Genomic DNA, 25,121 nt, shown 5'->3' with positions numbered 1-25,121 from the left:
TGGGCATTCGTCTAGATACAAAACAAAGATGACCCTGCCATTGATGAAGGAGGAGGGAGAAGGGCATGATCGTATCATGGAGCTCCGCGATTGCCGCGGCCGCTTTTGTCGTGCTGACTGTGGGCATTTTGACGGCGCTGCGTACGGCGCTTGGAAAGCTGTCGCAGCTTCAGGCGTCGGCAGCCGAAATGCAGCAGGAGCTGCTCGAGCGTTCGAAGGAGCTGGGCGTGCTGATGCAGCAAACGGAAGAAACGATGAAGACGGCTCGGCGCCAATTCCAGGCGGCCGGCAAGCTGTTTGAAGCGGCGGGTCAGGTCGGAGAGGCAATCGCGCACACGACATCGGCGGTCGAAAGCATATCGTCCGTATTATCGGAATCGGCGGAATATCATGCGAAACGCGCGGCGGCGAAGCGACAAACGGTAGAAGCGCTGGAGTGGGCGGAGCTAGGAATGGCGGCGTGGCAGCTGTGGCAAACTAACCGAAAGGCAGCCGCTCAGGATGAGCGCGATCATGAACCCGCAACCGGATCGGGCTTCGCATCGGGCGGCAGAGGCGAAGGGCACGCTAAGAACGAAAGGAGCGACTAACATGTCGACACGTAAACAATCAAAAGGATTTTTATTGGGAGCTTTGGCAGGCGGAGTTGTCGGATCCATTACGGCTTTGCTTCTGGCGCCGAAGGCAGGCAAGGAGCTTCGTCAGGATATTTCGACAGGCGCACAAAAAGTAGGCGATGCCACAGTCAAAGCAGCCGGCCAGGTTAGCGATACGACAAGCCGGATCGCGAAGCAGCTTGGCGAGCAGGCGGTACAGCTTGGCGAGAAAACAAAGCTGACTGTCAGCAGCTTAAGACTCCGTAATAAGGGAAGCGAGGAAGTGGAAGCTGTTCCGGCTTCCTTGGCGGCGGAAGCAATAGCAGATGCAGCCATCGAGGAGGGCAAGGCAATCGAAGCCGTAGAGGCAGGCGAGACGGAAGCGGCGGTAACGAAAGAGTTCTAATCGATAACAAGGTCCCGCGCGAGAAAACATCCGTTTCTGCGCGGGACCTTTGTTATTCACTTTATGACGCTGCCGCCGAAGCCGCCTTTTCATCGAGCCCTGCTGCACTCAGAATCTCGCCCGGACCGACGACCGATATTTGCCCGTCGTATCGTTCAATGACGGCCCTGTCGGGAATGATGGCGCCTTCGCCGATAATCGCACGGTGTATTTTAACATTTTTGCCGATCTGGGCTCCCGGCATGACGATACACTCGCTCAATTCGCTGCCGCGGCCGATCGTGACGCCGGGACAGACGACCGACCTCTCGAGCCTGGCTCCCGCCTCGGAGCCCGGAACGTCCGGGTTGGCGCCCGGCAGGCGCCACTTGCCGGCATCAAGCGTCAGCTCGCCGCCAAGCAGGTCCATATTGGCAGCCCAGAGGCTTTCGATCGTGCCGACGTCCCGCCAGTATCCTTTGAAAGGGTAGGCCGCCATGTTCTCCCGGGATGCCAGAACGGCAGGAATAATATCTTTGCCGAAATCATGGCTTGAAGCGTCATTTGCCGCATCCTCGAGCAAATAACGTTTTAAATCCGCCCATTTGAACAAATAGATGCCCATCGAAGCCAGATTGCTTGAAGGCTTTGCCGGCTTTTCCTCGAACGATGTAATCCTCTGCCGGCTATCCGTATCCAGAATGCCGAACCGGCTCGCCTCCCGCCAAGGTACGGGCTTGACGGCTATCGTGGCCGAAGCCCGCTTTTTTTTGTGAAAATCCAGCATCGGCCGGTAGTCCATCTGATAGATATGGTCGCCCGACAGGATCAGCACATGCTCGGGGGCATGCTGATCGATATAATCTATATTCCGGTAAATCGCATCTGCGGTTCCGGAATAACCTCCTATGCCCTTTAGATAGGAAGGAAGCATCGTCATTTGAAGAGATTCGGTGTGCGCCGGCTGCGGCGCATACCGTTCGTTAATATACTCGTGTATACTGTCGGCGCAATATTGAGTCAGCACCCCAATGGTCCGGATGCCCGAATGAGAGCAGTTGTTCAGCGGAAAGTCGATCAGACGCAGCCGTTCGCCGAAAGGAACGGCGGGCTTGGCCAACTGATCGGTTAAAGGAGCCAGACGGCGTCCTTCGCCGCCGGCGAGCAGCATAGCTAAACATTCTGTATGTTTTTTCAAAGTAAGTTCCTCCCATGTGATTTGCAATGTTGTTGTGTATATCCTCATATTAGTTCCTTAAACCGCAGGAAGGATTTTGAAACCGCTATTCCTGAAAAACCGGCATTTTGTCAAATGTCCCGGAACATGATGCGGAAGCCAAGCGGCTCCAGCTCGGTTTGAAGCTGATCCTCGGCGATTTCAACCTCGTCGCCCGAGAAGGCATCCCGCCAGCCGCCCGCTTTCATCGGATGAGAAAGGGTGACGGTTTCCTCCGTGTTGTTCAGCCAGACGGTGACATGCTGGCTTCCGCTCAAACGTTCGTAGACGACCGTCCCTTTTTCACTGTCCGCGTGCAGGAAGCGCAGCCTTCCGTCCTGGAGAGCCCCAAGCTTTTTCCGCAGGCCGATCGCAAGCTTGTAAAAATCGTACAGCTCGCGGTCCTGACGGTCGGCATCCCATTCCATGCATTTGCGGCAGTCGGGATCGGTTTCGCCGTCCAGGCCGATTTCATCGCCGTAGTACACGCAAGGGATACCGATGTAAGTCATCATGAACACGACGGCCTGCTTCAAGCGCCGTTTGTCGCCGTTCAGTCTCGTAGCCGCACGCGGTATATCATGACTTGACAGCAGGTTAAACATGACCTCATTCGTATGCTGCGGATACCTCATGAGCAGTCTGTTGACCCTTTCCGCGAAATCAGCACCGCTGCGCCCGGAAGAACTGAAAAAATCGAGCACTTCGTTTGTAACCGGATAGTTCATGGCGGAATCGAATTGATCGCCGTGCAGCCAGTGAAGCGAATTGCCCCATACCTCTCCGATGATGAAGGCGTCGGATTTCGCTTCTTTGACGGCGGCGCGGAACTCTCTCCAGAAGGCGTGATCGATTTCATTGGCCACGTCGAGGCGCCAGCCGTCGATATCCGCCTCCTTGATCCAATAGGTCGCGATGTCGAGCAAATACTCCTTAACCTCCGCATTGGACGTATTCAGCTTTGGCATATTCCCGTAGAAACCGAAGGACGCGTAATTCGGAATCCCGTCTTTCACTTCGACCGGGAATTCGTATAGATGGAACCAGTCTTTATATTTGGATTTTTCGCCGTGCTCCAGTACATCCCGGAACGGAGGAAAGCGTTCGCTTGTATGGTTGAACACCGCATCCAGAACGACTCTGATATTGCGTTCGTGACATTCGCGGACCAGCTTCTTTATCAGCCGCTTGTCTCCGAACGCAGGATCAATCCGCTTGTAATCGACCGTGTCGTATTTATGATTCGACGGCGCCTTGAAAACGGGAGTCAAATACACCGCATTGATTCCCAAATCCGTCAAATGGTCAAGATGATCGATAATGCCCTGCAGATCTCCGCCGAAGCAGGATTCGCCTTCAGGTGGCTCGCCCCATGGCGTTACATGCTCCGGATCTCTGTCCGGATCGCCGTTAGCGAACCGGTCGGGCATGATTTGGTAGAAAAGAGCCTGCTTGGCCCATTCAGGCGCATGGAACAGATCGACCTTGTGGATGAAGGGCACCTCGAAATAACCGCCCGGCGGAGACGGCTGTTCCTCGAAAATCCCATCCTCGATCAGCCACAGCATTTCGCCGCCGCCGCATACGCGGAAGCCGTATGAAAATCTTTTATGCTCCGGCCGAATGCAGGTTTCCCAATAGTCGTAAAGCCGGTCCGCCGCAATTTTTTCCATGCTCAGCTCCTGAAAGCTGCCCTCCCAATCGTACTTGTCTCCCGTAACGGCGAACGCCTCATCGACATCGTCCCGTTTCGTCCGGAGCCGCAGACAGTATGTATCGCAATCGTACGCGTAAGCCCATTTTTTATCGGATGAATGGTGGATGCATTCCTTCAGCATTTTGCGTCTCCTCCTTTTATTTGATATATACCCCGTGTGCGGCCGGCGAAACAGATTTCGGGAGTATGGTCCGCCTCTTGGCATTCAAGTCAAATCCGCGCGCCCGAAGGTACGTTTTTGAAACGGGGCTCATATGCTATTCTGACTTGAATCATTCCACTTTGTTCGAGAAAGCGGTGGGTTTGTGCTGCAACCGATTGCGATACTAGACTCCGGCGTAGGCGGCCTTACGGTTGCCAAAGAGGTGATGCGCCAGCTGCCGCGGGAGAAAATCATTTATTACGGCGATACGGCACGGACGCCTTACGGACCGCGATCTTCCGAAGAGGTTGTCCGATTTACAAGGGAGATTGTCGATTATCTCATTCAATTTCGACCCAAAATGATAGTGATAGCATGCAATACGGCGACAGCCGCAGCGCTTGAAGATATCCGCTCCAGGGTGCAGGTTCCCGTCGTGGGTGTCATTAACCCGGGTGCAAGGGCAGCCATCAGGCGCACGGAAACCGGCTGCGTCGGCGTTATAGGGACGGAGGGGACGATCAAGAGCGGCGCTTACGAGCAAGCTCTTCGCCTGCTGACGCCGGACGTCCGCGTCATCAGCGAAGCGTGCCCGGAATTCGTGCCGCTGGTCGAGAAGGGGAATTTCCGCTCGGCCAAAACATTCGAGACGGTTAGAAAATCGATCGGCCACTTAAGGCAGTATCCGATGGATACGTTGATTTTGGGCTGTACCCACTATCCGTTTCTGATGGAGACAATTTCCGAGGTGATGGGGCAGGGCGTCAATCTGATCAGCTCTGCGGATGAGACGGCCTGTGAAATCAGAACGATTTTGCAGGATGGGAAGCAGCTGGCCGGAGCCGGATACGAGCCCGTTCACCAGTTTTTTTGCAGCGGCGATTCCCTGATGTTCAAATCGATTGCCGAGCGGTGGCTCGGGAAGCAGATCGGATTGTCCCCCGTCGTCTGGCAGGTGCCGGCCATCGTATAAGCCGGGCCGGAACGCCGGGTACGACGCGGGAGCCCGGCGCTCCGGAATAGCGGAAGCAGCGGCGGCTGATCGGACTCCCACATAGGACTGGCACATCCCGGCATACGATTAGACATAAGCGCGCAAGCGGGGAGGCGATTCGTAATGTATCCGGTACAAACCTTCGGGTATCTCGATGTTGTGGAGGGTACGAGACAGCTGGTGGGAAGCTATCCTTTCGTGTCGGCTTACGTGATTGGAAACAGTGTGATGGGCAGGCCGCTGCTCGCGCTGCGATGCGGCAGCGGCCCTCGCCAAATTCATATGAACGGCTCCTTTCATGCGAATGAATGGATCACATCCGCGCTGCTCATGCGCTTTCAGGCCGATCTGGCGGCTGCCTATTGCAGCGGCGACCCGATCGCAGGCCAGCAGGTGCAGCATCTTTGCCGGGAAGTCACCCTATGGACAGTTCCGATGGTAAATCCTGACGGAGTTGAGCTTGTACAGCGCGGCAATTCGCCTTCCCATCCGTGGTGCCGCCAGCTTTACGAATGGAATGGCGGCTCGGACGATTTCAGCGGCTGGAAAGCCAACATAAGAGGCGTGGATCTGAACGACCAATTTCCGGCATTCTGGGATGAAGAACGCAGGCGCAGGGGCGTAAGCGGGCCGGGCCCGCGGGATTATCCGGGGCCAAGTCCGCTCAGCGAGCCGGAGGCGTATGCGATGGCTTCGTTTACGGAGGCGATCCGGTTCGACGCCGTACTTGCGCTTCATACTCAAGGGCGGGAAATTTATTGGAATTATCGCGACTTCGAGCCGGCGGAAGCCGAGCAGCTGGCGAAACGGCTCGGGCAGGCCAGCAATTACAAGCCGATCAAGCTGGCAGGGAGCGACGCGGGCTACAAGGACTGGTTCATTCAGCAGTTCCGCAGGCCCGGTTTTACGGTAGAAGCCGGTTACGGGGAAAATCCGCTGCCGATAAGCAAGTTCGATCAGATCTACGTAGAACTGCAGCCGCTCCTGGTGGAGGCGCTCCGTCTATGACGGGCGCCTCTTCGTCTGCTCCCCTCGGGTAAACGGAACGGGCTTGTGCTATAATGAACCGCAAAGGTCTGTAAATGTCCTCCGAACAGGGTACTAAGGTCCGCAAAGGTGGGAAGATCACATGCGAAAATTGCTAACGCTGCGCCACTGGAAGAAAACGTTCAGCCGTATTTTCCAGCTGCTCCGGTCAAGGGAGGTATTCGTGCGGGACAAGCTGCTGTTTGCCGTTCCCGTACTGCTGTACTGGGTGCTTCCCGACGTGCTTCCGCTTCCGTTTCTGCCCGTTGACGACATTGCCGTCACCATGCTTCTGGCGGAATGGTTTGCCCGCAGAATGGAGACCAAGTATAATATGAAATTATGACCAATTAGAGGAGCTGAATTTATTATGAAATGCAAAATTTCGAAAAATGCGGCAAAGGTTGTCCGCCTTGAGCTGGACAAGCCGGAGAACGCGGGCAAGCTGCTGCGCGTATACGTGACTCATGCGCACGGCGACCATGCACACTACGGGATGGGCATCGACGAGCCTACCGAGAACGACGTCGTCGTCTCGACGGACAGCGGAATCGACGTCATTCTGGAGAAGGGGAACGATTTTCTGGACGGCGTCCGGATCGATTATTTCTATGTGCCTGAAGAAGGCTTTGCGGTAACGAATCCAACCAAAGGGAACCACGGCGACCACTAAGCATTTCGGCAAAAAGGTTGGAATAGGACGATGAACGATGGCTAACGATATACGGGTCTGCGACAAATGCAAACATATGAAAATGAAAACGGCTGTGCGCAAGCTGCAGGAGCTCGTGCCCGATGCCGATATCAAGATCGGCTGCAAATCCTACTGCGGGCCTTGCGCCCGCTACGCATTCGTATTTATTAACGGCCGCTACATTAAGGCGCCGACCGAGGATGAAGCGATCGAGAAGGCTCTTCCCTATGTGAAGAAGAAATAGCGGGATGAACCGCGGAAAGACCCAACGATGATCACAGGCGTTGGGTTTTTCGCGCGTGAAGAAAGGAGAGGGACGGTGGACATCACGACGCCGCAGCTGCTGTATCACGGGACGACAAGCGATTGCGTGTCTTCATTTCGGCAGAAGCTGCTTAATCCGCCTTATTGGCGGCCGGGCAAGGATTTCGGGGAAGGATTTTATACGACGATTTCAGCTTCGCAAGCCCGCAAGTGGTCGCATAAGGCCGCGAAGGAATCATGGAGCGGGGGAAAGCCTTGCGTGCTGGTTGTGGAATTGAAGAGCGTACCGGAGAAGTTCGAGCCGCTGCTGTTTTTGTCCGATTCGCCCGCTTGGGCGGCTTTCATCTATGCACACCGGACGGCGCAAATGAAAGGCCAGGATCCATGCGTCTTACATCCGGAGCTGCTAATCGGTCCGATGGCGGACAATGATACTGGAAAAATCGTACATAAAGCGATACAATTAAAGAAAGACGAACAATGGTTTTACGAACAGATTACGATGTCCCGCAAAGGCCGCAGGCTCGATTCGCTCAGCCTCGGCAACCAGGTCGTATTTTGCTCCGAAAGCTGGGAATCCCATTTGAGGCTGGCCGGCTATCATATTTATACGGGAAGCAGGTGGATGTATTATGAGAACAGGGACGCAGGTCAGGTTGAGCTTATATGAGCGAGGCATCGCAGAAGCGCTGGTCGGGCAATTCGGCTATGCGGCGGCGGCGGCCAGGCAGCTCGTCGTCGAGTACATTGCGGTTATCCGCAAGCTGGGCGGTTATGAGCCATGTTCGCATTATGCGCAACTGCTGGACCGCGCACACCGCGCGGACCATCCTCCGGAGAAATGGCTCGAGCATATCCGCGAGACGGAGAAAAGCGAGCTCAGGGATCCGGGCTTTGAGTACGAGGAAGGGCAATATTTGCAGACCAGATAAAGACCCGCGACCGCGTTCGTCGGGTCTTTTTCTCATTCAAACTATGAATCAATTTTTTATTGAAATCCAGGAGGCTGCTATGCACAAGCCGGTCCGGTACTACATTGTTGGACTATTCATCGCGTTTTGTTATTTGATTGCGGCCGAGCTCGTTTGGCTGCCGGGGCCGCTTACGACGAGGAGCGGGCTTCAGTGGATCGAAATGATCGATTATTTGTTCTACGGCCTGTCGCTTGTGCCGCTAAGCTGGGCGGCCGGTGCGCTGCTCGGCATAGGAAGGCTTAGAGAAAAGGAGCGGGCCTTAAAATATGCGCTGCTGCCGGTCAGATGCATGATCGCGCTGCTCGGCCTATCGGGAGCCTATGCCGTGCTGCTGGAAACCGGGAGGCTCGTATGGATCCTCACTACAATCGCAGCGGCGGCCGTACTGGTGTTCATGGATATGCTGCTCAGCGAGTCGGCGGCGGGCGGCGGAGCAGCGGCAAACGATCAGGGCGGAAGCAAGATAAGGCTGAGGCTGCGTTTACCCGTTAAGGGCGGCTCAGTCCTGCTGCTGACGGTCGCACTCCTTGCTTTTTTCCTGTATCCGACGGGCTATCGCGTTACCTACCCCGGCATGACGCTTAACATGAACCGTTATGCCCACGCGGAAGGGGGCGGCAGCGGCGGCGAGGTGAACGGCGTGCTTGTGTTCGAACGGCCTGCGGCTGCCGCAGACTGGCTGCTCGGCATGTGGCTGCCCTGGTACGAGTTCGAGAAAATCCAGGAGGGCGAACCGCCGTTGTCGGAATCCTACACCCAGGTCGTCGCTATGAAAAACGATGCGAACGGTATCGCAGCATCCGTCGCGATGAACAAAGCCGGCGTAGGAGGAGGCGTCACGGCGGACGGCGTCCGGATCGTCGCGATCGTGAAGGACAGCCCTGCCGAGCAAAGGCTGCAGGCGGGGGACGTCATTGTGAAGCTGAACGGCCAGGCGGTCAAATCGGTCGAGGAGCTGGCGGCGTACATGGAGCGGTCGGTGAAGCCCGGTGATACGGTTGCGGTAACGGTTAGACGGGGAGAGGAAGTCGAGGTTGCGGAGGTTCCCGCCGCGGCATCGGCCGAGTCGCCCGGGCGGCCCGTATTCGGCATATCGGTCCAAGACGAGCTTCATCTCGATATTCCGAGAGCCATGGACTATAAACGGTTGATGGCGCATATCGGCGGGCCGTCGCACGGCGCGATGCTGACCTTGGCGATCATCGACCAGCTGACGCCGGGCGGCGTCACGTACGGTTTGAAGGTTGCCGGTACAGGAACGATCGAGGCGGACGGCTCCATCGGGCTGATCGGAGGCATCCGGCAGAAGGCTTACGCCGTAAACAGGACTGGCGCTGACGTATTTTTTGTGCCGGCCGCGCTTGAGCAGGAAGCGCGCAAAGCGGCACCGAAGCTGAATGTGGTCCCTGTGGAGACGATTGACGATGTGCTGAAATGGCTGGCGCAGCGGAAAAGCTGAAAAAGGGGTTGTCCGCGGCTGAATGCCCGGACAACCCCTTTTTTCATTCGAGTGCGGCAGCTTCCGTGGTGCTGCCATTCCCCGCGTCTGCACGAGCCTCCGACGCTTTCCGCTCGTTAAAGCCTGCGATCAGATCGCCCATCACAATCTGATCGGATACGGTCAGCTCCTGCATAGCTTCCTCTGCCTGCGGCAAGCACGCCTGTATGTCGGCGGGCTTTTTGCCGGCGACGCTCCAGCATGCCCCGTTGCCGGCTATGCCGTCGCCCGAAGGCATATAATAGACCTTGCCGTCGGTGAAGGCGCCGTTTCGCAGTACGACCTGCTTGCCCTGCAGAGGCTGTTCCGTCAATAGCGGCATGCCGATCATATACTGATCGGCTGTGGAAATGCCGAGCAAATGCATGACGGTCGGGGTAATATCCAGCTGGCCTCCCGCCTGACTATACGTGCCCGCATGGGCGTCTCCCGGCAAGTGCACGATAAACGGCACCTGCTTCAAGATCTGCTGCCTTTCGAGCTCGTTCAGCGGTTTCCCGAGAAACGTTTCGAACAGCGACCAGTCCTTGATGGAGTTATCGTGATCGCCGTACAGGACCAGAATCGTATCGTCCCATAAGCCTTCGGCTTTCATCCGGTCCGCCAGCTCGCCAAGCGCGGCATCCACGTAGTGCGCGGCCTGCAGATAATCGCCCATCATCGTGCCTTTCAGCTCGCCCAGCTCAAGCTTCTGTTCAGAGGCCGGAATCGTATAGGGATGGTGGCTCGACAACGTAATCAAGAACGAGTAGAAGGGCTTATCCTGCTCCGAGATGACGTCCATGGACTGCCTGAAAAACGACTTGTCGCCCAGCGCCCAGCCGATTTTCTCGTCCAGCGCAAAATGTTTCAGGCTGTAAAATTGATCGTACCGCATATTCCGGTACATCGTGTTCCGGTTCCAGAATCCGCCCTCATACGCATGAAAGACGGAGGTGCCGTATCCGTTGTCCTTCAGGATGGACGGCATGCACGAAAATTCATGCGGCGCGTATTGGATGAAAACGGAGCCGTTCGCCACGGGCTGCATGGAGCAGTTGGCCGTAAAATCGGCATCCGATGTTCTGCCTTGCGCCGTCTGGTGATAGAATTGGCTGAAATACGCGCTTTGTCCGATCAGCTTGTTCAGGTTAGGCGTAATTTCCTGCCCTCCTATGGATTTGTTCAGCATAAAGTTTTGGAAGGCTTCAAGCTGCACCATCAATACATTGCTGCCTTCGTAGGCGCCGAACAGCCCGTCCTGCTCGAGCGCTCCCCTGGAATCGCCTTTTGCTTCTATCCACTGCTTGGCGGCTTCCGACTGCTCGGAGGTGACGGCGACGGCGTCGAGCCAGTTCCGTTTGACGTAACGGTAGACGTCATAGCCGTGGAAGCCGAGTCCGCCGGTCACATTATAAACCGATAAATTCCACCAGTTTCCTTCGAAAATGCCCAGTCCCCACGTACGCTTCGCATAATTGACGTTGGTGAAAACGAGCGTAGTGCCGATATAGAAAACGGCGGCGCTCAGCACGATCCGGACCGCCGCTTTCCGCCATGCGGGCGCGCTTTTGCGGTATTCGTTCGCTTGCTTAAGGTCGCGGCGCCCGTACCAAACCGTATAAATGCCGAACGGAACGATAATAAGCCAGTCCGCGAACAAAATAAAATCTTTGTAGCTGAGCAGCGTCCCGATGCTGCCGCCCAGGGAGCCGACCTGGCTCAGCTGAAGCAGCACGGGCACGGAAATCAAATCTTGAAAATAGCGGTAATAGATAAGGTCGGCATACAGCACGAAAGACGCCAGCATATTGAGAAGGATAAGCGCGACGATTCGCCCGCGTGCCGGAAGCCATAGCGTCCAGAAGCAGAACAGCAGGATGGCCCCGGTTTCAATCGCGGTGTCCGAGCCGTTCATCTTCATTTGCGGCAAACCTAGAAATCGATTGAACAGGTAGAGCTTGGCCAGCAGTACGCTTGCGAACAGCAGCACGTCGGCCGCCTTCAGCCGTTCCAGCAACACCAGCATCCATCTCATGAAACGGCGCAGCTTGTTTTGATCATTGTCGTACATAAATCGTGTTACCTTTCTTATGGCTAATTTCGGCTTCCGCGCGGCGGTAGCGGGCCGAAAAACTGATAGTAGTTGCACTCGATGCGGCCGTTGAACAGCTTGCGTTTTTTATCCGCCGGCCGACCGAAATAGTGCTCGATCGAGGCGGACGGGCTGATCGCAAAATAGGACCAGGTCGGATAATGGAGGGCGGTCAAGCCGAACTGCCTGATCGCAGCCTCCGCCGCGGCATCGTCGCCGAGCCGTTCGCCGTAAGGCGGGTTCGTAATGATAACGCCATAGTCTCCTTGCAATTTCACTCTCGAAACCGGCTGTACGGTCAGATTGATTTCTTTGCCGAAGCCGGCTTTCCTGATCGCGGCCTCCGCAATTTCAACGGCTCCCGGATCGATGTCGGAGCCTGCGATCTGCAGTGGAATATCGTCTTTAACGAGATCAAACGCCTCATCCCGGGCCTCATCCCAGAGCTCGTCCGGTACGAGCGGCCAGCCTTCTGCATTAAAGCTGCGGCGCAGGCCGGGAGCAATGTTCCAGGCGATCATCGCCGCTTCGATCAGAATCGTTCCGGAGCCGCAGAAAGGATCGTATAAAGGGCGTTCCGGGTTCCAGCGGCTTAGCTGGACGAGCGCGGCGGCCATCGTCTCGCGGATCGGGGCTTCCGTCGCCGCTCTGCGGTACCCGCGCTTGTGAAGCCCGTCGCCCGTCGTATCGAGCGTCAGCATCGCGCGGTCGTTCATAAGCGTTACCTCGATCACGTAGCGTCCTCCGTCTTCCGGAAACCACTCCGTCCCGTACCGCTCCGTCATTTTGCTGACGACGGCTTTTTTCACGATGCTTTGGCAGGCGGGAACGCTGGTCAGCTGCGATTTCTGCGAGCGGCCGTTGACGGGGAATTCGCCGTCCTCCGGAATCCAGTCCGGCCAGTTCAGCGCTTTTGTCCCTTCAAACAGCTCTTCGAAGGTCGTTGCCGGAAATTCGCCCATTTTGACCAATATGCGGCCTGCCGAGCGCAGCCACAAATTCGTGCGGCATATATCGATGGGCCCCCCCGTGAAATTAACCCGCCCGTTTTCGACCTTCAGCTCCTCGTAGCCGAGATCCTTCAGCTCGCGTGCCACAACGGCCTCGAGTCCCATCGGGGCGGTGGCGATCAATTGCAGTTTTTCCATTTTTGCACACTCTCATTTCATCTATACTATAGCGACTTTAAGCAGCTCCGAAAGCGGAAGCTTGTCACTCTGCCGACAAAAACATACAATCAAGTATAGGACAAACGAGGATGTTTTTACAAATTATAAAAGTGGAGAGAGCATAATGACTGATGTGAATGAACGATATGTGGAATCGCTTTATGGGAAGGATGAGGACCTGGAGCGCGTAAAAGCCGGAATCGCCGCGCGCGGCATGCGGGATATTTCGGTTGCGGACGGCTATGGCCGGCTGCTCACGATGCTGGTGACGATGTCGAAGGCGTCGAGCATTTTGGAGATCGGAGCCCTTGGCGGCTATAGCGGCATTTGCCTTGCGCGGGGACTGCAGGAGGAAGGGAAGCTGGTATCGCTCGAGCTGCTGCAGGAGTACGCCGATTTGGCGAAGGAGCATATGGAGGCGGCCGGTTTCGGCGGCAAAGTAGAATACAGGGTGGGCGATGCCAGGCAAAGCCTTGCCGGGCTGAAGGAGGAGGGCAGAACGTTCGATTTCTTCTTCATCGATGCGGACAAGGAGGGTTATCCGGTCTATTTGGAATATGCGCTTCAGCTCGCGGTGCCTGGTGCCGTTATCGTCGGTGACAATATACTACTGAGGGGAAGAACGGTGAATCCGGATAAAGCGGGGCCGGCGGTGCGTGCGGTCCGCGCTTTCAACGAAACGGTCGCGGGGGACGAGCGGCTGCTCAGCACAGTCTTGCCGGGCTACGACGGCCTCGCAATCGCAATCGTGAAATGAAGCAAGGCGATGCTCCGCCTCTGATTTATTTCAGCCGATCCGCGATATGGCTGGCCAAAAAACGGCCGATCGCGCTTCCTTGAATGTCCGAGTTGAGCAAAATTTGTGCGGCCAACCGCCAGGAGGGGCGCCTCCGCCTATGCCGGTGCCGACAACCAAGGACGTCGTAGTCCGCAATGTAAAACTTCAAACCCGGTCATCTCCCGCCGCGTGTGCTTTATCTCATAAAGTGTACGGGAGTAACGCGGCAGGTAGGATAGGCCTAAATCGGGCGGGATAGCCGTTCCTAACGTGAAAACCCCGCTTAATTTCCTAATTGTTCTTTTTGTTCTCTGCGGGGCCGTTTGCGCAGCAGCGTCCGCCATACCCAAGCCGCATTGGCCAGAAGCATGACGCCGGATAAAATAAACAGCCCCTGAATGCCGATCCAGCCGGATAAAGCCCCGCCCGTAATCGGACCGATCATGTTGCCTAGGCTCAGCGTGCTGGTATTGAAGCTGTACGCGCGGCTTTCCATCCCGTCGGGCGTATATTTGCGGATGAGCGAGTTGACCGCCGGAATCAGGCCGCCGAGGAATATGCCGAGCACGAACCGGGCCAGCAGCAGCTGCCAAACGGTTCCCGCAAGCGCCTGCGGGATAAAGGCCAGCGCCGCGCCGACAAGCGAAACGCCAAGCACCCGCTGCGCGCCGATACGGTCGCTCAGCCTGCCGAGCAGCGGCGACGCGATCAGGTTGGACAAGCCGGTCGCGGAGCCGACGAAGCCGGCGAAAAAAGCAAGATTGGCCGTCGTTCCGTGCAGCTCCTGTACATAAAGCGGAATTAAGGTCATCGGGCTCATCATGGCAAACTGGATGAGAAACGTGACGCCGAACAGCGCGGTCAGCTCCGGTATCCGGGTAAGGCTGCGAAAGCCTTGAATGACGGAAGCCTGCACCCGCGCGGCCGCTTTCGTTTTGTCGAAGGGCTCCTTCACGACAAACAGCGCGAGCAGCGATGCGGCAAAAATACAGCTGCCTGTCAAATAGAAAATCGGGCGGAAGCCAATCGAATCCGCGAGCAGCCCGCCGATGAACGGCCCGAGAATCGTCCCGGCGATGCCGCCGGATTGGATAGTTCCCATTGCAAAACCCATGTTTTTTTTCGGCGTTGTTGAGGCAATGAGAGCGATGGAGGCTGGCGCAAAGCCGGATATCGTCCCGTTCAGCATCCTCAGCAGCAGCAAATGCCAGGGATTGGTGGCAAAGCCCATCAGAATCATGACGACCGACATGCCGAAGCCGGAGCGGAGCAGCATCATTTTGCGTCCGTAGCGGTCCGCGAGCTTGCCCCAAATCGGCTGGAAAATAAACGAGGTAACGAAATTGCCGGCAAAAATAATTCCCGCCCATACGCCGATCTCATGCGAATCGGTTAATCCCAAATCGAACTGCAGATAAAGCGACAAAAACGGGATGATCATCGTCATCCCGGCCATGACCAGAAACTGTCCGAACCATAGCACGATCAGATTTTTTTTCCACTGTTCCATATGAAAAGTATAGCATACATGACGGAAAAATTTCCTGCGGCCGAAATGCAAGATGGAAGAATGCAGCCGAAGCCGCCTTTTACAACGAGTATTTTTTCAAAATATAAGACTTTATAAGTTTGAGCTTATAATGACTTATATTTCATCGCGAAACGAGCTTTTACCGTCAGAGGACGGCGACAGCCGTTTACGCTAGTGTATCCTTCATGCAGTCATAGTCTTATTGTCATACTATTGTCATAGGAAATGAACGGGCGGCGGTTGTTAGCCCGGTTGAAAAAGGGCATAATGAAAACATAGGAAAACATACAGAAATGGGGAACGGGAATGTCGTATAACGACCGTTTCATACGGGCCTGCAGACAGGAAAAGGTGGATCAGGTGCCCGTATGGTACATGCGACAGGCGGGACGGTATGACCCTGAATATCGCAAAATAAAAGAGAAATATTCACTGCTTGAAATTTGCAGACAGCCGGAATTGGCGGCCGAGGTGACGATGATGCCGGTCCGGAAGCTGGGCGTCGATGCGGCGATTTTGTATTCGGACATCATGAATCCGGTTGCCTCGATCGGAATCGATTTTGATATCGTGGCCAATATTGGGCCGGTTATCGCGAGTCCGATCCGCACGGCGGCCGACGTAGAGAAGCTGAAGCCGATCGACGTGGAAGGCGATTTGAGCCATGTGATCGAAACGATCCGCCTGCTCGACCGCGAGCTTGACGTGCCGCTAATTACGTTTGCCGGCGCTCCGTTTACGATCGCCAGCTATTTGATAGAAGGCAGACCTTCAAAAAACTACTTGCGTACGAAAGAAATGATGTACAGCGAGCCGGCGCTCTGGCATGAGCTCATGCGCAAGCTCGGCGACATGGTCATCGCTTATTTGCGTGCCCACATGACTGCAGGCGGTAAAGCGTTTCAGCTGTTCGACAGCTGGGTTGGCGCTTTGACGCCTTCCGATTTCCGCAAGTTCGTGCTGCCGACGATCGAGAGAATTTTTGCCGAGCTGTCGGATTTGCCGCAGCCGAAAATTTATTTTCCGGGCGTTAGCTCGGGCGAGCTGCTGCCGGAGCTGAGCAACGTCAAATCGGATGTCATCGGGCTCGACTGGCGCGTCTCGATCGACGAAGGAAGACGGCGGCTGAACAAAGGATTCGCGATGCAGGGCAATCTGGATCCTACCGTATTGACCGCTCCGATCGCCGTAATAGAATCGTATGCAAAAGAAATTATAGACAGCGGAATCAACGAACCCGGCTTTATATTTAATTTGGGGCACGGACTGTTTCCGGAAGCTTCGCTCGAGAAGCTGGCCGAGCTGACCGCGTTCGTGCACGATTATTCCAAAATGGCGATTGCCGAACGCAGCCGGAAGGAGGCCAGCCATGTCTGAGCATGAGAACCGGAAGATCGGCGTGCTTGTCATGTCCTACGGCACGCCGGAGTCCATGGACGACGTAGAAGCCTATTACACTCATATCCGGCGCGGGCATGCACCGACGCCTGAACTGCTTGCGGAGCTTAAGGGGCGTTACGAGGCGATTGTCGGAGGCGTCTTCCCGCTCAGGGAGAATACGAACGGACAGGTGGCCGGCCTGCAGGACAAGCTCGAGCAGCTTGCGCCGGGCAGATACGCCTGCTATCAAGGGTTGAAGCACGCGAAGCCGTATATTGAGGACGGCGTTCAGCAAATGGCTGACGACGGCATTAAGAAGGCGGTCGGCATCGTGCTTGCGCCGCATTATTCGGTCATGAGCGTCGGGGGCTATATTAAGCGCGCTCAGGAGAAGGCGGAGCAGCTTGGCATCGAGATAAGCTTCGTGGAGCAATATCACCTGCACCCGAAGCTGCTGAAAGCGTTGGAAGACCGCGTATCGGACGGGCTCGGCAGACTGGCGGAGGCGGCGGGCGGCCGCGAGCGTGTGAAGGTGCTTTTCAGCGCTCACAGTCTTCCCGAGAAAATCCGCGAGCTTGGCGATCCGTACGAGCGGCAGCTGCTGGAGACGTCGGCTGCAGTCGCGGAAGCGGCCGGGGTGAAGGATTGGCAGTTCACTTGGCAAAGCGCGGGCCGTACGAGAGAGCCGTGGCTTGGGCCGGATATTCTCGAAACCTTGCCCGTGCTTGCGGAGGACGGCGTAAAGGCGGTGCTGGTTGCGCCGGTCGGATTCGTATCGGATCATCTGGAAGTGCTGTACGATCTCGATATCGAAGCGCGGGCAGCCGCCAAGGATCTGAATATGACGCTTGACCGGATTGCGATGCTGAACCGCGATCCGTTATATATGGAAACGTTGGCGGAGTCGGTCATTGACGCCGTCCAAGGGAAGGAATGAATGGTATGCGGAGAATCGGAAACCCTGATCGAATTGTCGTTATTGGCGGAGGGATCAGCGGACTGAGCTCCGCTTTTTATTTGCAGCGGGAAGCGGAGCGGCTGGGCAAGGAGCTGTCCATAACGATTGTGGACGCGGCGCCTGTCTTTGGCGGAAAAATCAATACGCTGCAGCGTGACGGTTTTGTCATCGAGAAAGGACCGGATTCGTTTTTGGCGCGGAAGCTTGCAATGTATGACCTGGCGAAGGAGCTGGGGCTTGAGAGCGAGCTGACGAGCACCAATCCCGGAGCCAAAAAAACATATATTATGCACGGCCGCAAGCTGCATCCGATGCCGCCCGGGCTGGTGCTCGGCGTGCCGACGGAGATCGCTCCGTTCGTGAAGACCGGCCTGCTGTCCTGGGGCGGCAAACTGAGGGCGCTGCTCGATCTGGTGCTGCCCGTCCGCAAGGAGCAGGGCGACGAATCGCTCGGCGGCTTTCTGGAGCGGCGCGTCGGAACGCAGGTCATGCGCCGGATCGCCGAGCCGCTGCTGGCGGGCATTTATGCCGGCGATTTGAAGCAGCTGAGCCTGCAGGCGACGTTCCCCCAGTTTGCGGCGTCGGAGAGGAAGCATGGCAGCCTGATTCGCGGCATGCAGCATAACCGCAAGGCCGGCGCAGCGGCCGGAGCGCTTCCTGCCGCAGCCAAGGGAGGAACCTTCCTGACCTTCAAAGGCGGATTGTCGTCGCTCGTGAGCGCGCTGGACGAGGCGCTTAAGGGGGCGGAGCGCAGGCTTGGGACTAAGGTGACGGAAATCCGGAAAAACGCTGCTGCAGCTTCTCCGGACGACGGACCTGAGGGAACTGGAGCGCGATACGAGGTCGTGCTGGATAGCGGCGAAACGCTGCCTGCCGACAAAATCGTCATGACGGCGCCCGCTTACAATGCAGCCGAGCTGCTCGGTCCGCTCGCGGATTGCAGCGAGCTGAGCGCGGTGAAATACGTGTCCGTGGCCAACGTGGTGATGGCGTTCGAGAAGGCGTCGTTCGGGCTTGAATTTGACGGCTCGGGCTTCGTCGTTCCGCGCTCGGAGGGGCTGCACATAACGGCGTGCACATGGACCTCCAGCAAATGGCTGCATACGAGTCCGAAGGATAAGGTGCTGCTGCGCTGCTACGTCGGCCGCTCGGGCGACGAGGAGGTCGTCAGCCTCCCGGATGACGAGTTGATCCGGACCGTTCGCAAGGATGTTAAGGATACGATGGGCATAACGGCAGAGCCGATGTTTACCGAGGTGACGAGGCTGCACCGCTCGATGCCGCAATATCCGGTCGGCCATGTGGAGAACGTGAAGCGCCTGCGCGAGCGTCTGGCGAGGGAGCTGCCCGGCGTATGGGTGACGGGTGCGGCCTTCGGCGGGGTCGGGCTTCCCGACTGCATCCGGCAGGGGAAGGAAGCGGCGCAGCAGCTGCTGAAAGGCTGACTTCCAATATTTGTGTCCCATGAGCGGGAAATCGTTGGTATAATGGAAAGGTTCTTATTTTTATAAAAAGGAGCCGCATCCATGAACGTATCGCGATCAGAGACGCATCAGCAGGACAAGCTTAAACGCAGAAAAAGGCTTAAAAAGCTTACGGCGATTTATTTGACGCTCCTAGGCGTTATGGTGATTACGGCAGGCGTGCTGCTGGCGGCGGCAAATTCCGATAAGCTGAAGGAAATTTTCGGACCGGAGGAAAGCGCCTCGGACGGGAACGCGCAGGCAGGCGGAGACAATGCGGATGGCTCGGCGGATAAAGCGGACGGCGTTCCTGCATCCGAAGGCGGAAAGGGCGGAGAAAGTGTAAAAGGCGGAGACGGCGCGGCGGGCAGCGGGAATGGGAAAGACAGCGGCTCGTCAGCAGTGAGCGGCGATCCGGGTGCCGAAGGCGACAATGGCAGTGAAAGCGCAGGGGGCGTCAGCGGCGGCTCGCCGGGAGCCGGCGGCGAGGAGCAAACGCAAGGCGGAGACGATGAAGGGCGGGCGCAAGGCGAGGGCGGTGCAGCAGATCAGCCCGGCGATAGCGTCACTTCAGATGACGGGCAGGCAGCCTTGCCTGGAGAAACTGGCGGCACGGCTGACGGCGAAGACAAAATCAGCCTTGCGTTCGTAGGCGATCTGCTCGTGAACGAATATGTAAGCAGCTTGACGCAGCGCGAAGGCTACGATTATTTATACCGGCAGGCTCTTCTATATTTGAGCGAGCCCGACTTGACCGCCGGCAACCTGGAATATCCGGTAACGAAACGCGGGGTGCCCGTCACGGGCACGCCTTATGTGTTCAAGGGGGATCCCGAGACGCTGCCGTCCATGCGGGATGCAGGCTTCGACGTTCTCAGCCTGGCGAACAACCATGCAATGGACCAGGGCGTCGAGGGAATGCTCGACACGATAAAGCATTTGGACGATACCGGCATTGCGCATATGGGCGCGGGACGAAACGATAAGGAGGCTTTTGCCCCCGTTATCAAAGAGGTAAGGGGCATTAAGGTTGCATACGTCGGCATCAGCAGGGTGATTCCGTTTGTGGAATGGAAGGCCGACAAAAATGTGGCGGGCGTGGCCGAAACGTATGAGACGACGCGGGCGGTCAAGGCGATCGCCGAAGCGAAGAAGCAGGCCGACATCGTGGTCGTCATGGTCCACTGGGGCAAGGAGAGGGTGGATATGCCCGAGCCGTACCAGTCCGATTTCGCCCGGCAGTACATCGACGCAGGGGCGGATCTGGTCATCGGCAGCCATCCGCATGTGCTGCAGGGCTTCGAAACGTATAAAGGGAAATGGATCGCATACAGTTTAGGTAACTTCATATTTACGTCCTACCCGAAGGAAAAGGCCGGCGAGACAGGGGTGCTGGATGCGATTTGCACGAAGGACGGAGATTGCGAGCTGACCTTCCATCCGATGTTTACGACGGCCGCACAGCCGACGCCGCTTGAAGGCGAAGCGGCTCAGGGACTGCTGGACCGGCTTTCTTCCTTGTCCTTCGGGGCGAAGCTGAGGGAGGACGGTCTGCTAGTCGCCAATTGAACGGAATGACCGAAAGGATGAGTGCCGCATGAGAAATCCGTGCGTAGCGCACCGAGGCTGGTCGAGCCGCGCGCCGGAAAATACGATGTCTGCCATTCGCATGGCTTTTGAGGATCCGGAAGTGGAATGGATTGAGATTGACGTACAGCTGTCGAAGGATCAGGTTCCTGTCATTATTCACGATTATACATTGCGCAGAACGACGAACGGCAAAGGCGAGGTGAAGGCGCGGACAGCGGCCGAGCTTGCCGGGCTGGATGCGGGCAATTGGTTTTCCCAGAAGTACCAGGGGGAAAAAATACCGACGCTGGAGCAGGTGCTGCAGGAATCGGAAGGGCGCTGCAAGCTGAATATCGAGCTGAAGACGGACGGCGTCCGCTATCCGCATATCGAAGAGAAGGTGCTGGAGCTGCTGCACGCCTACGGCCTCGAGAAGGAGGCCGTCATAACGTCTTTCCACGAAGGGACGCTGCACCGCGTCAGAGCTCTGTCGCAGGCTGTGCGTACCGGGCTGATTATTGACGGGTGGCGGAACACGCTGCCCAGCGAGCTGGAGACGCTTGGATGCTGCTTTTTGTCCATCGGTTATACGCGGCTGAACAGAGACAGGCTCGCTTTGCTGCGGAATGCGGGAATCGAAGTAATGGCCTGGACGGTGAACGACATAAGAGCGATCCGGAAGCTGGCGGCCATGGATCCCCGGCTGCTGATCTGCACGAATTATCCGGAACGCTGGCATGAGGCCATGAAGCGGAGTTTCGGCCCTTAGCCTAATGAACGAAAAATACCGGAGTTCCTGAACGGGAGGATAGGCAAACGATGGTCGGGATAATCGCTGAATGGTGGCTCAGGCTGGCTGCCGGCTTGCTCGGCAGCGGCCTTATTGCGGCGGCAGCTTACCGGGTCCGTTCGCTGTCGCTGTCAGGCGCCTTGTCGGCAGTCGTGATGGGGACGGTCTTTGTGACGCTGGGCGAGCCGGTTTGGTTCGGCGTGCTGATCGCGTTTTTCGTCTCTTCAACCCTGTGGTCGAAGTGGAAGCGGAAGCACCGCGCGAAGGCCGCGGCCGAAGCGAACTATGAGAAGACCGGGAGGCGCGACGCCGGCCAGGTGTGGGCGAACGGCGGCGCGGGCTTGCTTCTCTGCGCAGCTAACGCGCTGTGGCCGGACGAGGGCTGGTTATTTGCTTATGTCGGCGTCATGGCCGCCGTCAATGCGGATACCTGGGCGACCGAGATCGGTGCCCTGAGCAGGACGGCGCCGCGCTCGGTGACGAGCGGCAAGCCGGTAGCCCCCGGCACGAGCGGCGGCGTCACGCCGCTCGGCAGCGCAGCAGCGCTGGCAGGCGCCGCATTCATCGGCGCCGTCGCAGCGCTGCTGCTGGCGGCCCCGCAGCCTGCAGAGGCTGCTGCGGGTACGCCCGGCGGCGGAGCCGCAGCGGCGGCATGGATCGCCGCCGCGGCCGCCGCCGGCCTGGCCGGGGCCTTCGCCGACTCGCTGCTCGGCGCCACCGGCCAGGCCATGTTCCGCTGCCGGGAATGCGGCAGCGAAACCGAACGCGCCGCGCACTGCGGCGGCGCGGCGGAGCGCGTGCGCGGCTTCGCCTGGCTGAACAACGACAGGGTGAACCTCCTGTCGTCGCTTGCCGCCGGCGCGCTCGCGTGGGCGCTGGGAAGCCTGCTGGGATAGCGCTCGAACCGATCGCTGACTGCAGTTACAAAGCCAAGCCGCTCACATGGAGCAGCTTGGCTTTGTTTTTCGACGAGGATTACTTCGAAACGAAGGGCATTCCCGCGGCAATGTACCCTAATAAAACTCGTGGAGTTCGTTAGGAATGGAAAGTTGGTTAAATCGTGCAAATAGAGTTTGTGCGGTTCGTTAGGAGTTAACGTGCAGAGTAGTCGCTGAGCGTGCATAGAGCCAGCGAGTACAAAAGCCGCTGAAGGGGCAGAACCGCATGAACAGGCTTGCAGCACTCACGCAAAAAACCGCTTAAGGCCGATGCCTTAAGCGGTTTTTTTAAATGTCCTGCCGTTAATTCGTCAGCTGCTCCATTTGGCCGATCAGCTCTTCGAACACGCTCATCGCCTGCTCGATCGGCTCCGGAGTGGACATGTCGACTCCGGCCTTCTTCAGGATGTTGATCGAGAAGTCGCTGCCGCCGCTCTTCAGAAAGCCGAGGTAGCGCTCGACCGCAGGGGCGCCTTCCTCCAAAATCTGCTTGGAGAAGCTCGTCGCTGCCGAGAAGCCGGTCGCATACTTGTAAACGTAGAAGCTGTTATAGAAATGGGGAATGCGCGCCCATTCCATTTCGATATCCTGATCGACGACCATGTTAGGTCCGTAATATTGAACGTTCAGGTCGTAATAAATTTTGCTGAGCTCTTGCGGAGTAAGCGATTCGCCCTGCTCGGAGCGTTCGTGAACGATTTTTTCGAACTCGGCGAACATCGTCTGGCGGAATACCGTCGTCCGGAACTGATCCGCGTAGTACGTCAGCAAATACATTTTTTCCTTCGGATCCGTCGACTTCCCGAGCAGATAATCCATCAGGAGCGCCTCGTTCAGCGTCGATGCGACCTCCGCCAGGAATATCGTGTATTGGGCATCGCGGTAGTTTTGCGTCGTATCGGAATAATACGAATGAAGCGCATGGCCCATCTCGTGCGTCAGCGTGAACATGCTGTTCAAGTTGTCGTTATGGTTGAGCAGAACGTACGGATGGGTGCCGTAGGCTCCCCAGCTGTAGGCGCCGCTGCGTTTTCCTTCATTCTCATAAACGTCGATCCAGCCGTTGTCGAAGCCTTCCTGCAGCACCTTCAAGTAGTCCTCGCCTAGCGGCTTCAAGCTTTCGCTGACGGTTTTTTTGGCTTCCTCGTACGGAATCTCCATCTTGAACTCTTCGACGAGCGGGGCGAACAAGTCGTACATATGCAGCTCGTCAAGCCCGAGAAGCTTCTTGCGAAGATCCATATAACGATGCATCAGCGGCAGATGCTTATGGATCGTATCGATCAGATTCGTATAGACTTCCTTAGGAATGTTGTCGCCGTATAAGGACATATCCAATGCGGATTCATGCTTGCGGGCTTTGGAATAAAAAATATTTTTAGTCACGTTGGCGTTCAGAGTCGAAGCGAGCGTATTTTTCAGCTTGCCGTACGTGTCGTACATCGCTTTGAAGGCGTCGTGCCGGACGTCCCGGTTTTTGCTTTCGAGAAACTGTATGTAACGGCCGTGAGTAAGCTCAACTTCTTCGCCTTGCTCGTTTTTCACTTTCGGAAATTTAAGATCGGCGTTGTTCAGCATGCCGAAAATCGTTCCCGGCGCCGAGCTGACGTTGCCGACCTGCGCGAGCAGAGCTTCCTCGTTTTTGGACAGGACATGGGCCTTCTGGCGGCGCATTTCTTCCAGCGTATGGCGGAATTTCGCAAGCGATTCATCTTTAATGAAGGCATCGAGCTGCTCGTCGGAAAGGCTTAGCACCTCCGGCGTAATGAACGACAATGATTCTCCCGTTTCTACGCTCAGCTTCTTCGATTTGTCCGACAAAGCCTGAAAGACCGGCTCGGCCGTATCCTCGTGATGCTTCATATTCGCGTATACGTACAGCCTCTCGACATGCAGCGAAAGCTCATCCTCAAGCTCGAAGCATGCCTTCAGCTGGGCCGCATCGGCAAGCTTGCCTTGATAATCGGCGATTTTTTTGATCAGCGTTTTCGCTTCCGCGTATTCCTTATCCCACGCAGCCTGGCTTTCAAACAAATCTTCCAGCTTCCAGCGGGCTTCGGGTGCGGTTTCGGAACGTTTAGGTACGTGATTCATCGAATTCCTCCTTGGTATGGAAACGGTTGATAAAGAGTGCGGAGCGTTCGCCGCCGTGTTATGTTGGACCGCAGCTCCCGGCACCAGGCTCAGGGTGAGCAGCAAGGCCAGCCATTTCATCCGCCAATCACCTCGGGACACAGTTTGCGTTTACTATGCCCGAACCTGCCGGCGGCTATTCCGGCAGCATCCGCTAAGCGGCGCCCATTGTGAAAAAGGCATAAACGATTAGAAAAAAGGCAAATGCGATAAATGCGATGGATATCATCGCAAGTCCGCGGCGCATACCGGGCCGCATCGAATCCCGCTTCAATATAACGATTGCACCGAGCGAGAATGCGGCGATGATAAATATGATCGTGCTGGTCGGATCCATGGAACTTCAGTGCCTCCAAAGCTTTGCGTGCGGGAAAGGCTTCGGCCAATCTTTATGTATGCGGGCCGCTGCTACGATATGTTCGCCGCAAAGGGGATATTTTCCTGCTGCTTTATGCGTATTTACGGCGGCTACACTTTTTTCAATGCGGACATGATCGCTTCGAGCTCGTCTTCGCGGCCGATGAAGTCTTCCTTCCTGAAGCGGTTCTCCGCCCAATTCAACATTTCGGGCCGACTGACGAAGGTATGGCAATCCTCGCCCCATTGATCCGTAATCTCTCTCACGATCAGCGTTTTGCCCTGAACCTCGACCGTAAGCATATTGTATTTGTCTGTTTTGTAAATTTCGTGCTTCTTAAACATGATTTTTCACCCTTCAAGTAGTTAATTATGGTATTCTTATCATCATAGCCGTTATAACGGCTGTAAGCAATAAAGGAAGGGCAGCCGCCGGCAGCTGACCCAGGCAAAGACCAGCGAAGACGAGCAAAGA

Annotated in this window: 25 protein-coding genes; 17 read left to right on the top strand and 8 right to left on the bottom strand. The window is 56.6% G+C overall.

The features are described 5' to 3' along the window. The first annotated feature begins 65 nt into the window (after nt 1–65). Both KP806_RS06540 and KP806_RS06535 read left to right on the top strand, forming a co-directional pair. Nucleotides 66–590, top strand: a complete 525-nt coding sequence (locus KP806_RS06540) for a DUF948 domain-containing protein (RefSeq protein WP_224722767.1) — start codon at nt 66–68, stop codon at nt 588–590. Between the two features lies 1 nt (nt 591). Continuing rightward, nucleotides 592–1,002, top strand: a complete 411-nt coding sequence (locus KP806_RS06535; RefSeq protein WP_224722766.1) for a YtxH domain-containing protein — start codon at nt 592–594, stop codon at nt 1,000–1,002. 61 nt (nt 1,003–1,063) lie between these two features. Here KP806_RS06535 and KP806_RS06530 read toward each other — a convergent pair whose 3' ends face one another. After that, nucleotides 1,064–2,179 (bottom strand): sugar phosphate nucleotidyltransferase, encoded by a 1,116-nt coding sequence (locus tag KP806_RS06530; protein ID WP_224722765.1) that lies wholly within the window; start codon nt 2,177–2,179, stop codon nt 1,064–1,066. Between the two features lie 110 nt (nt 2,180–2,289). Then, entirely contained in the window at nt 2,290–4,035 is a 1,746-nt protein-coding gene (locus KP806_RS06525) for an alpha-glycosidase (RefSeq protein ID WP_224722764.1), read from the bottom strand. Between the two features lie 184 nt (nt 4,036–4,219). Between KP806_RS06525 and racE the strand changes: the two genes are divergently transcribed. The 8 genes from racE (at nt 4,220) to KP806_RS06485 (ending at nt 9,467) form a co-directional block, all read left to right on the top strand. Next, the gene (gene racE / locus KP806_RS06520; RefSeq protein WP_224722763.1) at nt 4,220–5,029 is read left to right on the top strand and encodes a glutamate racemase; all 810 of its coding nucleotides are present in this window, start codon (nt 4,220–4,222) and stop codon (nt 5,027–5,029) included. Between the two features lie 144 nt (nt 5,030–5,173). Continuing rightward, a complete protein-coding gene (locus tag KP806_RS06515; RefSeq protein WP_224722762.1) occupies nt 5,174–6,058 on the top strand; it encodes a M14 family metallopeptidase in 885 nt (294 codons plus the stop codon). A 121-nt stretch (nt 6,059–6,179) separates the two neighbouring features. Next, nucleotides 6,180–6,422, top strand: a complete 243-nt coding sequence (locus KP806_RS06510) for a hypothetical protein (RefSeq protein ID WP_224722761.1) — start codon at nt 6,180–6,182, stop codon at nt 6,420–6,422. A gap of 24 nt (nt 6,423–6,446) precedes the next feature. Beyond that, nucleotides 6,447–6,749 carry an iron-sulfur cluster assembly accessory protein gene (locus KP806_RS06505; protein WP_224722760.1) on the top strand — a complete coding sequence of 101 codons (303 nt, stop codon included), beginning with the start codon at nt 6,447–6,449 and terminating at the stop codon, nt 6,747–6,749. Nucleotides 6,750–6,786: 37 nt separating this feature from the next. Then, nucleotides 6,787–7,014 carry a DUF1450 domain-containing protein gene (locus KP806_RS06500; RefSeq protein WP_224722759.1) on the top strand — a complete coding sequence of 76 codons (228 nt, stop codon included), beginning with the start codon at nt 6,787–6,789 and terminating at the stop codon, nt 7,012–7,014. Between the two features lie 75 nt (nt 7,015–7,089). Further along, on the top strand, nt 7,090–7,704 hold the full coding sequence (locus tag KP806_RS06495; RefSeq protein WP_224722758.1) for a DUF3990 domain-containing protein: 615 nt from the start codon (nt 7,090–7,092) through the stop codon (nt 7,702–7,704). Next, nucleotides 7,667–7,966 carry a hypothetical protein gene (locus KP806_RS06490; protein ID WP_224722757.1) on the top strand — a complete coding sequence of 100 codons (300 nt, stop codon included), beginning with the start codon at nt 7,667–7,669 and terminating at the stop codon, nt 7,964–7,966. Before KP806_RS06495 ends, KP806_RS06490 begins: the two co-directional genes overlap by 38 nt. Before the next feature lie 79 nt (nt 7,967–8,045). After that, complete coding sequence (locus KP806_RS06485; RefSeq protein ID WP_224722756.1) at nt 8,046–9,467, top strand: PDZ domain-containing protein; 1,422 nt, start codon at nt 8,046–8,048, stop codon at nt 9,465–9,467. A gap of 43 nt (nt 9,468–9,510) precedes the next feature. Here KP806_RS06485 and KP806_RS06480 read toward each other — a convergent pair whose 3' ends face one another. Both KP806_RS06480 and KP806_RS06475 read right to left on the bottom strand, forming a co-directional pair. Continuing rightward, nucleotides 9,511–11,559, bottom strand: coding sequence for an LTA synthase family protein (locus KP806_RS06480; RefSeq protein WP_224722755.1), 2,049 nt, complete (start codon nt 11,557–11,559; stop codon nt 9,511–9,513). A 23-nt stretch (nt 11,560–11,582) separates the two neighbouring features. Then, the gene (locus KP806_RS06475; protein ID WP_224722754.1) at nt 11,583–12,728 is read right to left on the bottom strand and encodes a THUMP domain-containing class I SAM-dependent RNA methyltransferase; all 1,146 of its coding nucleotides are present in this window, start codon (nt 12,726–12,728) and stop codon (nt 11,583–11,585) included. A 145-nt stretch (nt 12,729–12,873) separates the two neighbouring features. On the opposite strand from KP806_RS06475, the gene KP806_RS06470 reads away from it, so the two are divergent. Beyond that, nucleotides 12,874–13,506 carry an O-methyltransferase gene (locus KP806_RS06470; protein ID WP_224722753.1) on the top strand — a complete coding sequence of 211 codons (633 nt, stop codon included), beginning with the start codon at nt 12,874–12,876 and terminating at the stop codon, nt 13,504–13,506. Between the two features lie 304 nt (nt 13,507–13,810). Here KP806_RS06470 and KP806_RS06465 read toward each other — a convergent pair whose 3' ends face one another. Further along, nucleotides 13,811–15,037: an MFS transporter gene (locus tag KP806_RS06465; protein WP_224722752.1), complete on the bottom strand. Its 1,227-nt coding sequence runs from the start codon at nt 15,035–15,037 to the stop codon at nt 13,811–13,813. Nucleotides 15,038–15,364: 327 nt separating this feature from the next. Here KP806_RS06465 and hemE point away from each other — a divergent pair, with 327 nt between their 5' ends. The 6 genes from hemE to KP806_RS06435 all read left to right on the top strand — a co-directional run bounded on the left by hemE (nt 15,365) and on the right by KP806_RS06435 (nt 22,114). Beyond that, nucleotides 15,365–16,435 carry a uroporphyrinogen decarboxylase gene (gene hemE / locus KP806_RS06460; protein ID WP_224722751.1) on the top strand — a complete coding sequence of 357 codons (1,071 nt, stop codon included), beginning with the start codon at nt 15,365–15,367 and terminating at the stop codon, nt 16,433–16,435. Then, nucleotides 16,428–17,375: a ferrochelatase gene (gene hemH, locus KP806_RS06455; protein WP_224722750.1), complete on the top strand. Its 948-nt coding sequence runs from the start codon at nt 16,428–16,430 to the stop codon at nt 17,373–17,375. Before hemE ends, hemH begins: the two co-directional genes overlap by 8 nt. 5 nt (nt 17,376–17,380) lie before the next feature. After that, entirely contained in the window at nt 17,381–18,841 is a 1,461-nt protein-coding gene (hemG, locus tag KP806_RS06450; RefSeq protein ID WP_224722749.1) for a protoporphyrinogen oxidase, read from the top strand. A gap of 81 nt (nt 18,842–18,922) precedes the next feature. Continuing rightward, a complete protein-coding gene (locus KP806_RS06445; protein ID WP_224722748.1) occupies nt 18,923–20,428 on the top strand; it encodes a CapA family protein in 1,506 nt (501 codons plus the stop codon). Nucleotides 20,429–20,456: 28 nt separating this feature from the next. Further along, a complete protein-coding gene (locus KP806_RS06440; protein ID WP_224722747.1) occupies nt 20,457–21,197 on the top strand; it encodes a glycerophosphodiester phosphodiesterase in 741 nt (246 codons plus the stop codon). Nucleotides 21,198–21,247: 50 nt separating this feature from the next. Further along, on the top strand, nt 21,248–22,114 hold the full coding sequence (locus KP806_RS06435) for a DUF92 domain-containing protein (RefSeq protein WP_224722746.1): 867 nt from the start codon (nt 21,248–21,250) through the stop codon (nt 22,112–22,114). Nucleotides 22,115–22,459: 345 nt separating this feature from the next. On the opposite strand, the gene pepF is transcribed toward KP806_RS06435, so the two are convergent. From pepF to KP806_RS06420, 3 genes are all read right to left on the bottom strand, one after another. Next, nucleotides 22,460–24,250 carry an oligoendopeptidase F gene (gene pepF / locus KP806_RS06430; protein ID WP_224722745.1) on the bottom strand — a complete coding sequence of 597 codons (1,791 nt, stop codon included), beginning with the start codon at nt 24,248–24,250 and terminating at the stop codon, nt 22,460–22,462. Nucleotides 24,251–24,443: 193 nt separating this feature from the next. Next, nucleotides 24,444–24,626 (bottom strand): hypothetical protein, encoded by a 183-nt coding sequence (locus KP806_RS06425; RefSeq protein WP_224722744.1) that lies wholly within the window; start codon nt 24,624–24,626, stop codon nt 24,444–24,446. 131 nt (nt 24,627–24,757) lie between these two features. Further along, on the bottom strand, nt 24,758–24,991 hold the full coding sequence (locus KP806_RS06420) for a hypothetical protein (protein ID WP_224722743.1): 234 nt from the start codon (nt 24,989–24,991) through the stop codon (nt 24,758–24,760). Between the last annotated feature and the right edge of the window lie 130 nt (nt 24,992–25,121).

Origin of the sequence: Paenibacillus vietnamensis (assembly GCF_020169515.1) — a bacterium.
In the GTDB taxonomy this organism is placed as follows: domain Bacteria; phylum Bacillota; class Bacilli; order Paenibacillales; family Paenibacillaceae; genus Pristimantibacillus; species Pristimantibacillus vietnamensis.
This window is presented reverse-complemented; position numbering and strand designations above follow the sequence as displayed.

Coding starts and splice junctions, on each gene's coding strand:
- KP806_RS06540 (WP_224722767.1), top strand. CDS start 66: ATGATCGTATCATGGAGCTCCGCGATTGCCGCGGCCGCTTTTGTCGTG.
- hemG (WP_224722749.1), top strand. CDS start 17,381: ATGCGGAGAATCGGAAACCCTGATCGAATTGTCGTTATTGGCGGAGGG.
- KP806_RS06535 (WP_224722766.1), top strand. CDS start 592: ATGTCGACACGTAAACAATCAAAAGGATTTTTATTGGGAGCTTTGGCA.
- KP806_RS06480 (WP_224722755.1), bottom strand. CDS start 11,559: ATGTACGACAATGATCAAAACAAGCTGCGCCGTTTCATGAGATGGATG.
- KP806_RS06420 (WP_224722743.1), bottom strand. CDS start 24,991: ATGTTTAAGAAGCACGAAATTTACAAAACAGACAAATACAATATGCTT.
- KP806_RS06510 (WP_224722761.1), top strand. CDS start 6,180: ATGCGAAAATTGCTAACGCTGCGCCACTGGAAGAAAACGTTCAGCCGT.
- KP806_RS06500 (WP_224722759.1), top strand. CDS start 6,787: ATGGCTAACGATATACGGGTCTGCGACAAATGCAAACATATGAAAATG.
- KP806_RS06440 (WP_224722747.1), top strand. CDS start 20,457: ATGAGAAATCCGTGCGTAGCGCACCGAGGCTGGTCGAGCCGCGCGCCG.
- KP806_RS06435 (WP_224722746.1), top strand. CDS start 21,248: ATGGTCGGGATAATCGCTGAATGGTGGCTCAGGCTGGCTGCCGGCTTG.
- KP806_RS06515 (WP_224722762.1), top strand. CDS start 5,174: ATGTATCCGGTACAAACCTTCGGGTATCTCGATGTTGTGGAGGGTACG.
- KP806_RS06490 (WP_224722757.1), top strand. CDS start 7,667: ATGAGAACAGGGACGCAGGTCAGGTTGAGCTTATATGAGCGAGGCATC.
- KP806_RS06425 (WP_224722744.1), bottom strand. CDS start 24,626: ATGGATCCGACCAGCACGATCATATTTATCATCGCCGCATTCTCGCTC.
- KP806_RS06445 (WP_224722748.1), top strand. CDS start 18,923: ATGAACGTATCGCGATCAGAGACGCATCAGCAGGACAAGCTTAAACGC.
- KP806_RS06470 (WP_224722753.1), top strand. CDS start 12,874: ATGACTGATGTGAATGAACGATATGTGGAATCGCTTTATGGGAAGGAT.
- KP806_RS06485 (WP_224722756.1), top strand. CDS start 8,046: ATGCACAAGCCGGTCCGGTACTACATTGTTGGACTATTCATCGCGTTT.
- KP806_RS06505 (WP_224722760.1), top strand. CDS start 6,447: ATGAAATGCAAAATTTCGAAAAATGCGGCAAAGGTTGTCCGCCTTGAG.
- KP806_RS06465 (WP_224722752.1), bottom strand. CDS start 15,037: ATGGAACAGTGGAAAAAAAATCTGATCGTGCTATGGTTCGGACAGTTT.
- hemH (WP_224722750.1), top strand. CDS start 16,428: ATGTCTGAGCATGAGAACCGGAAGATCGGCGTGCTTGTCATGTCCTAC.
- KP806_RS06525 (WP_224722764.1), bottom strand. CDS start 4,035: ATGCTGAAGGAATGCATCCACCATTCATCCGATAAAAAATGGGCTTAC.
- KP806_RS06475 (WP_224722754.1), bottom strand. CDS start 12,728: ATGGAAAAACTGCAATTGATCGCCACCGCCCCGATGGGACTCGAGGCC.
- pepF (WP_224722745.1), bottom strand. CDS start 24,250: ATGAATCACGTACCTAAACGTTCCGAAACCGCACCCGAAGCCCGCTGG.
- hemE (WP_224722751.1), top strand. CDS start 15,365: ATGTCGTATAACGACCGTTTCATACGGGCCTGCAGACAGGAAAAGGTG.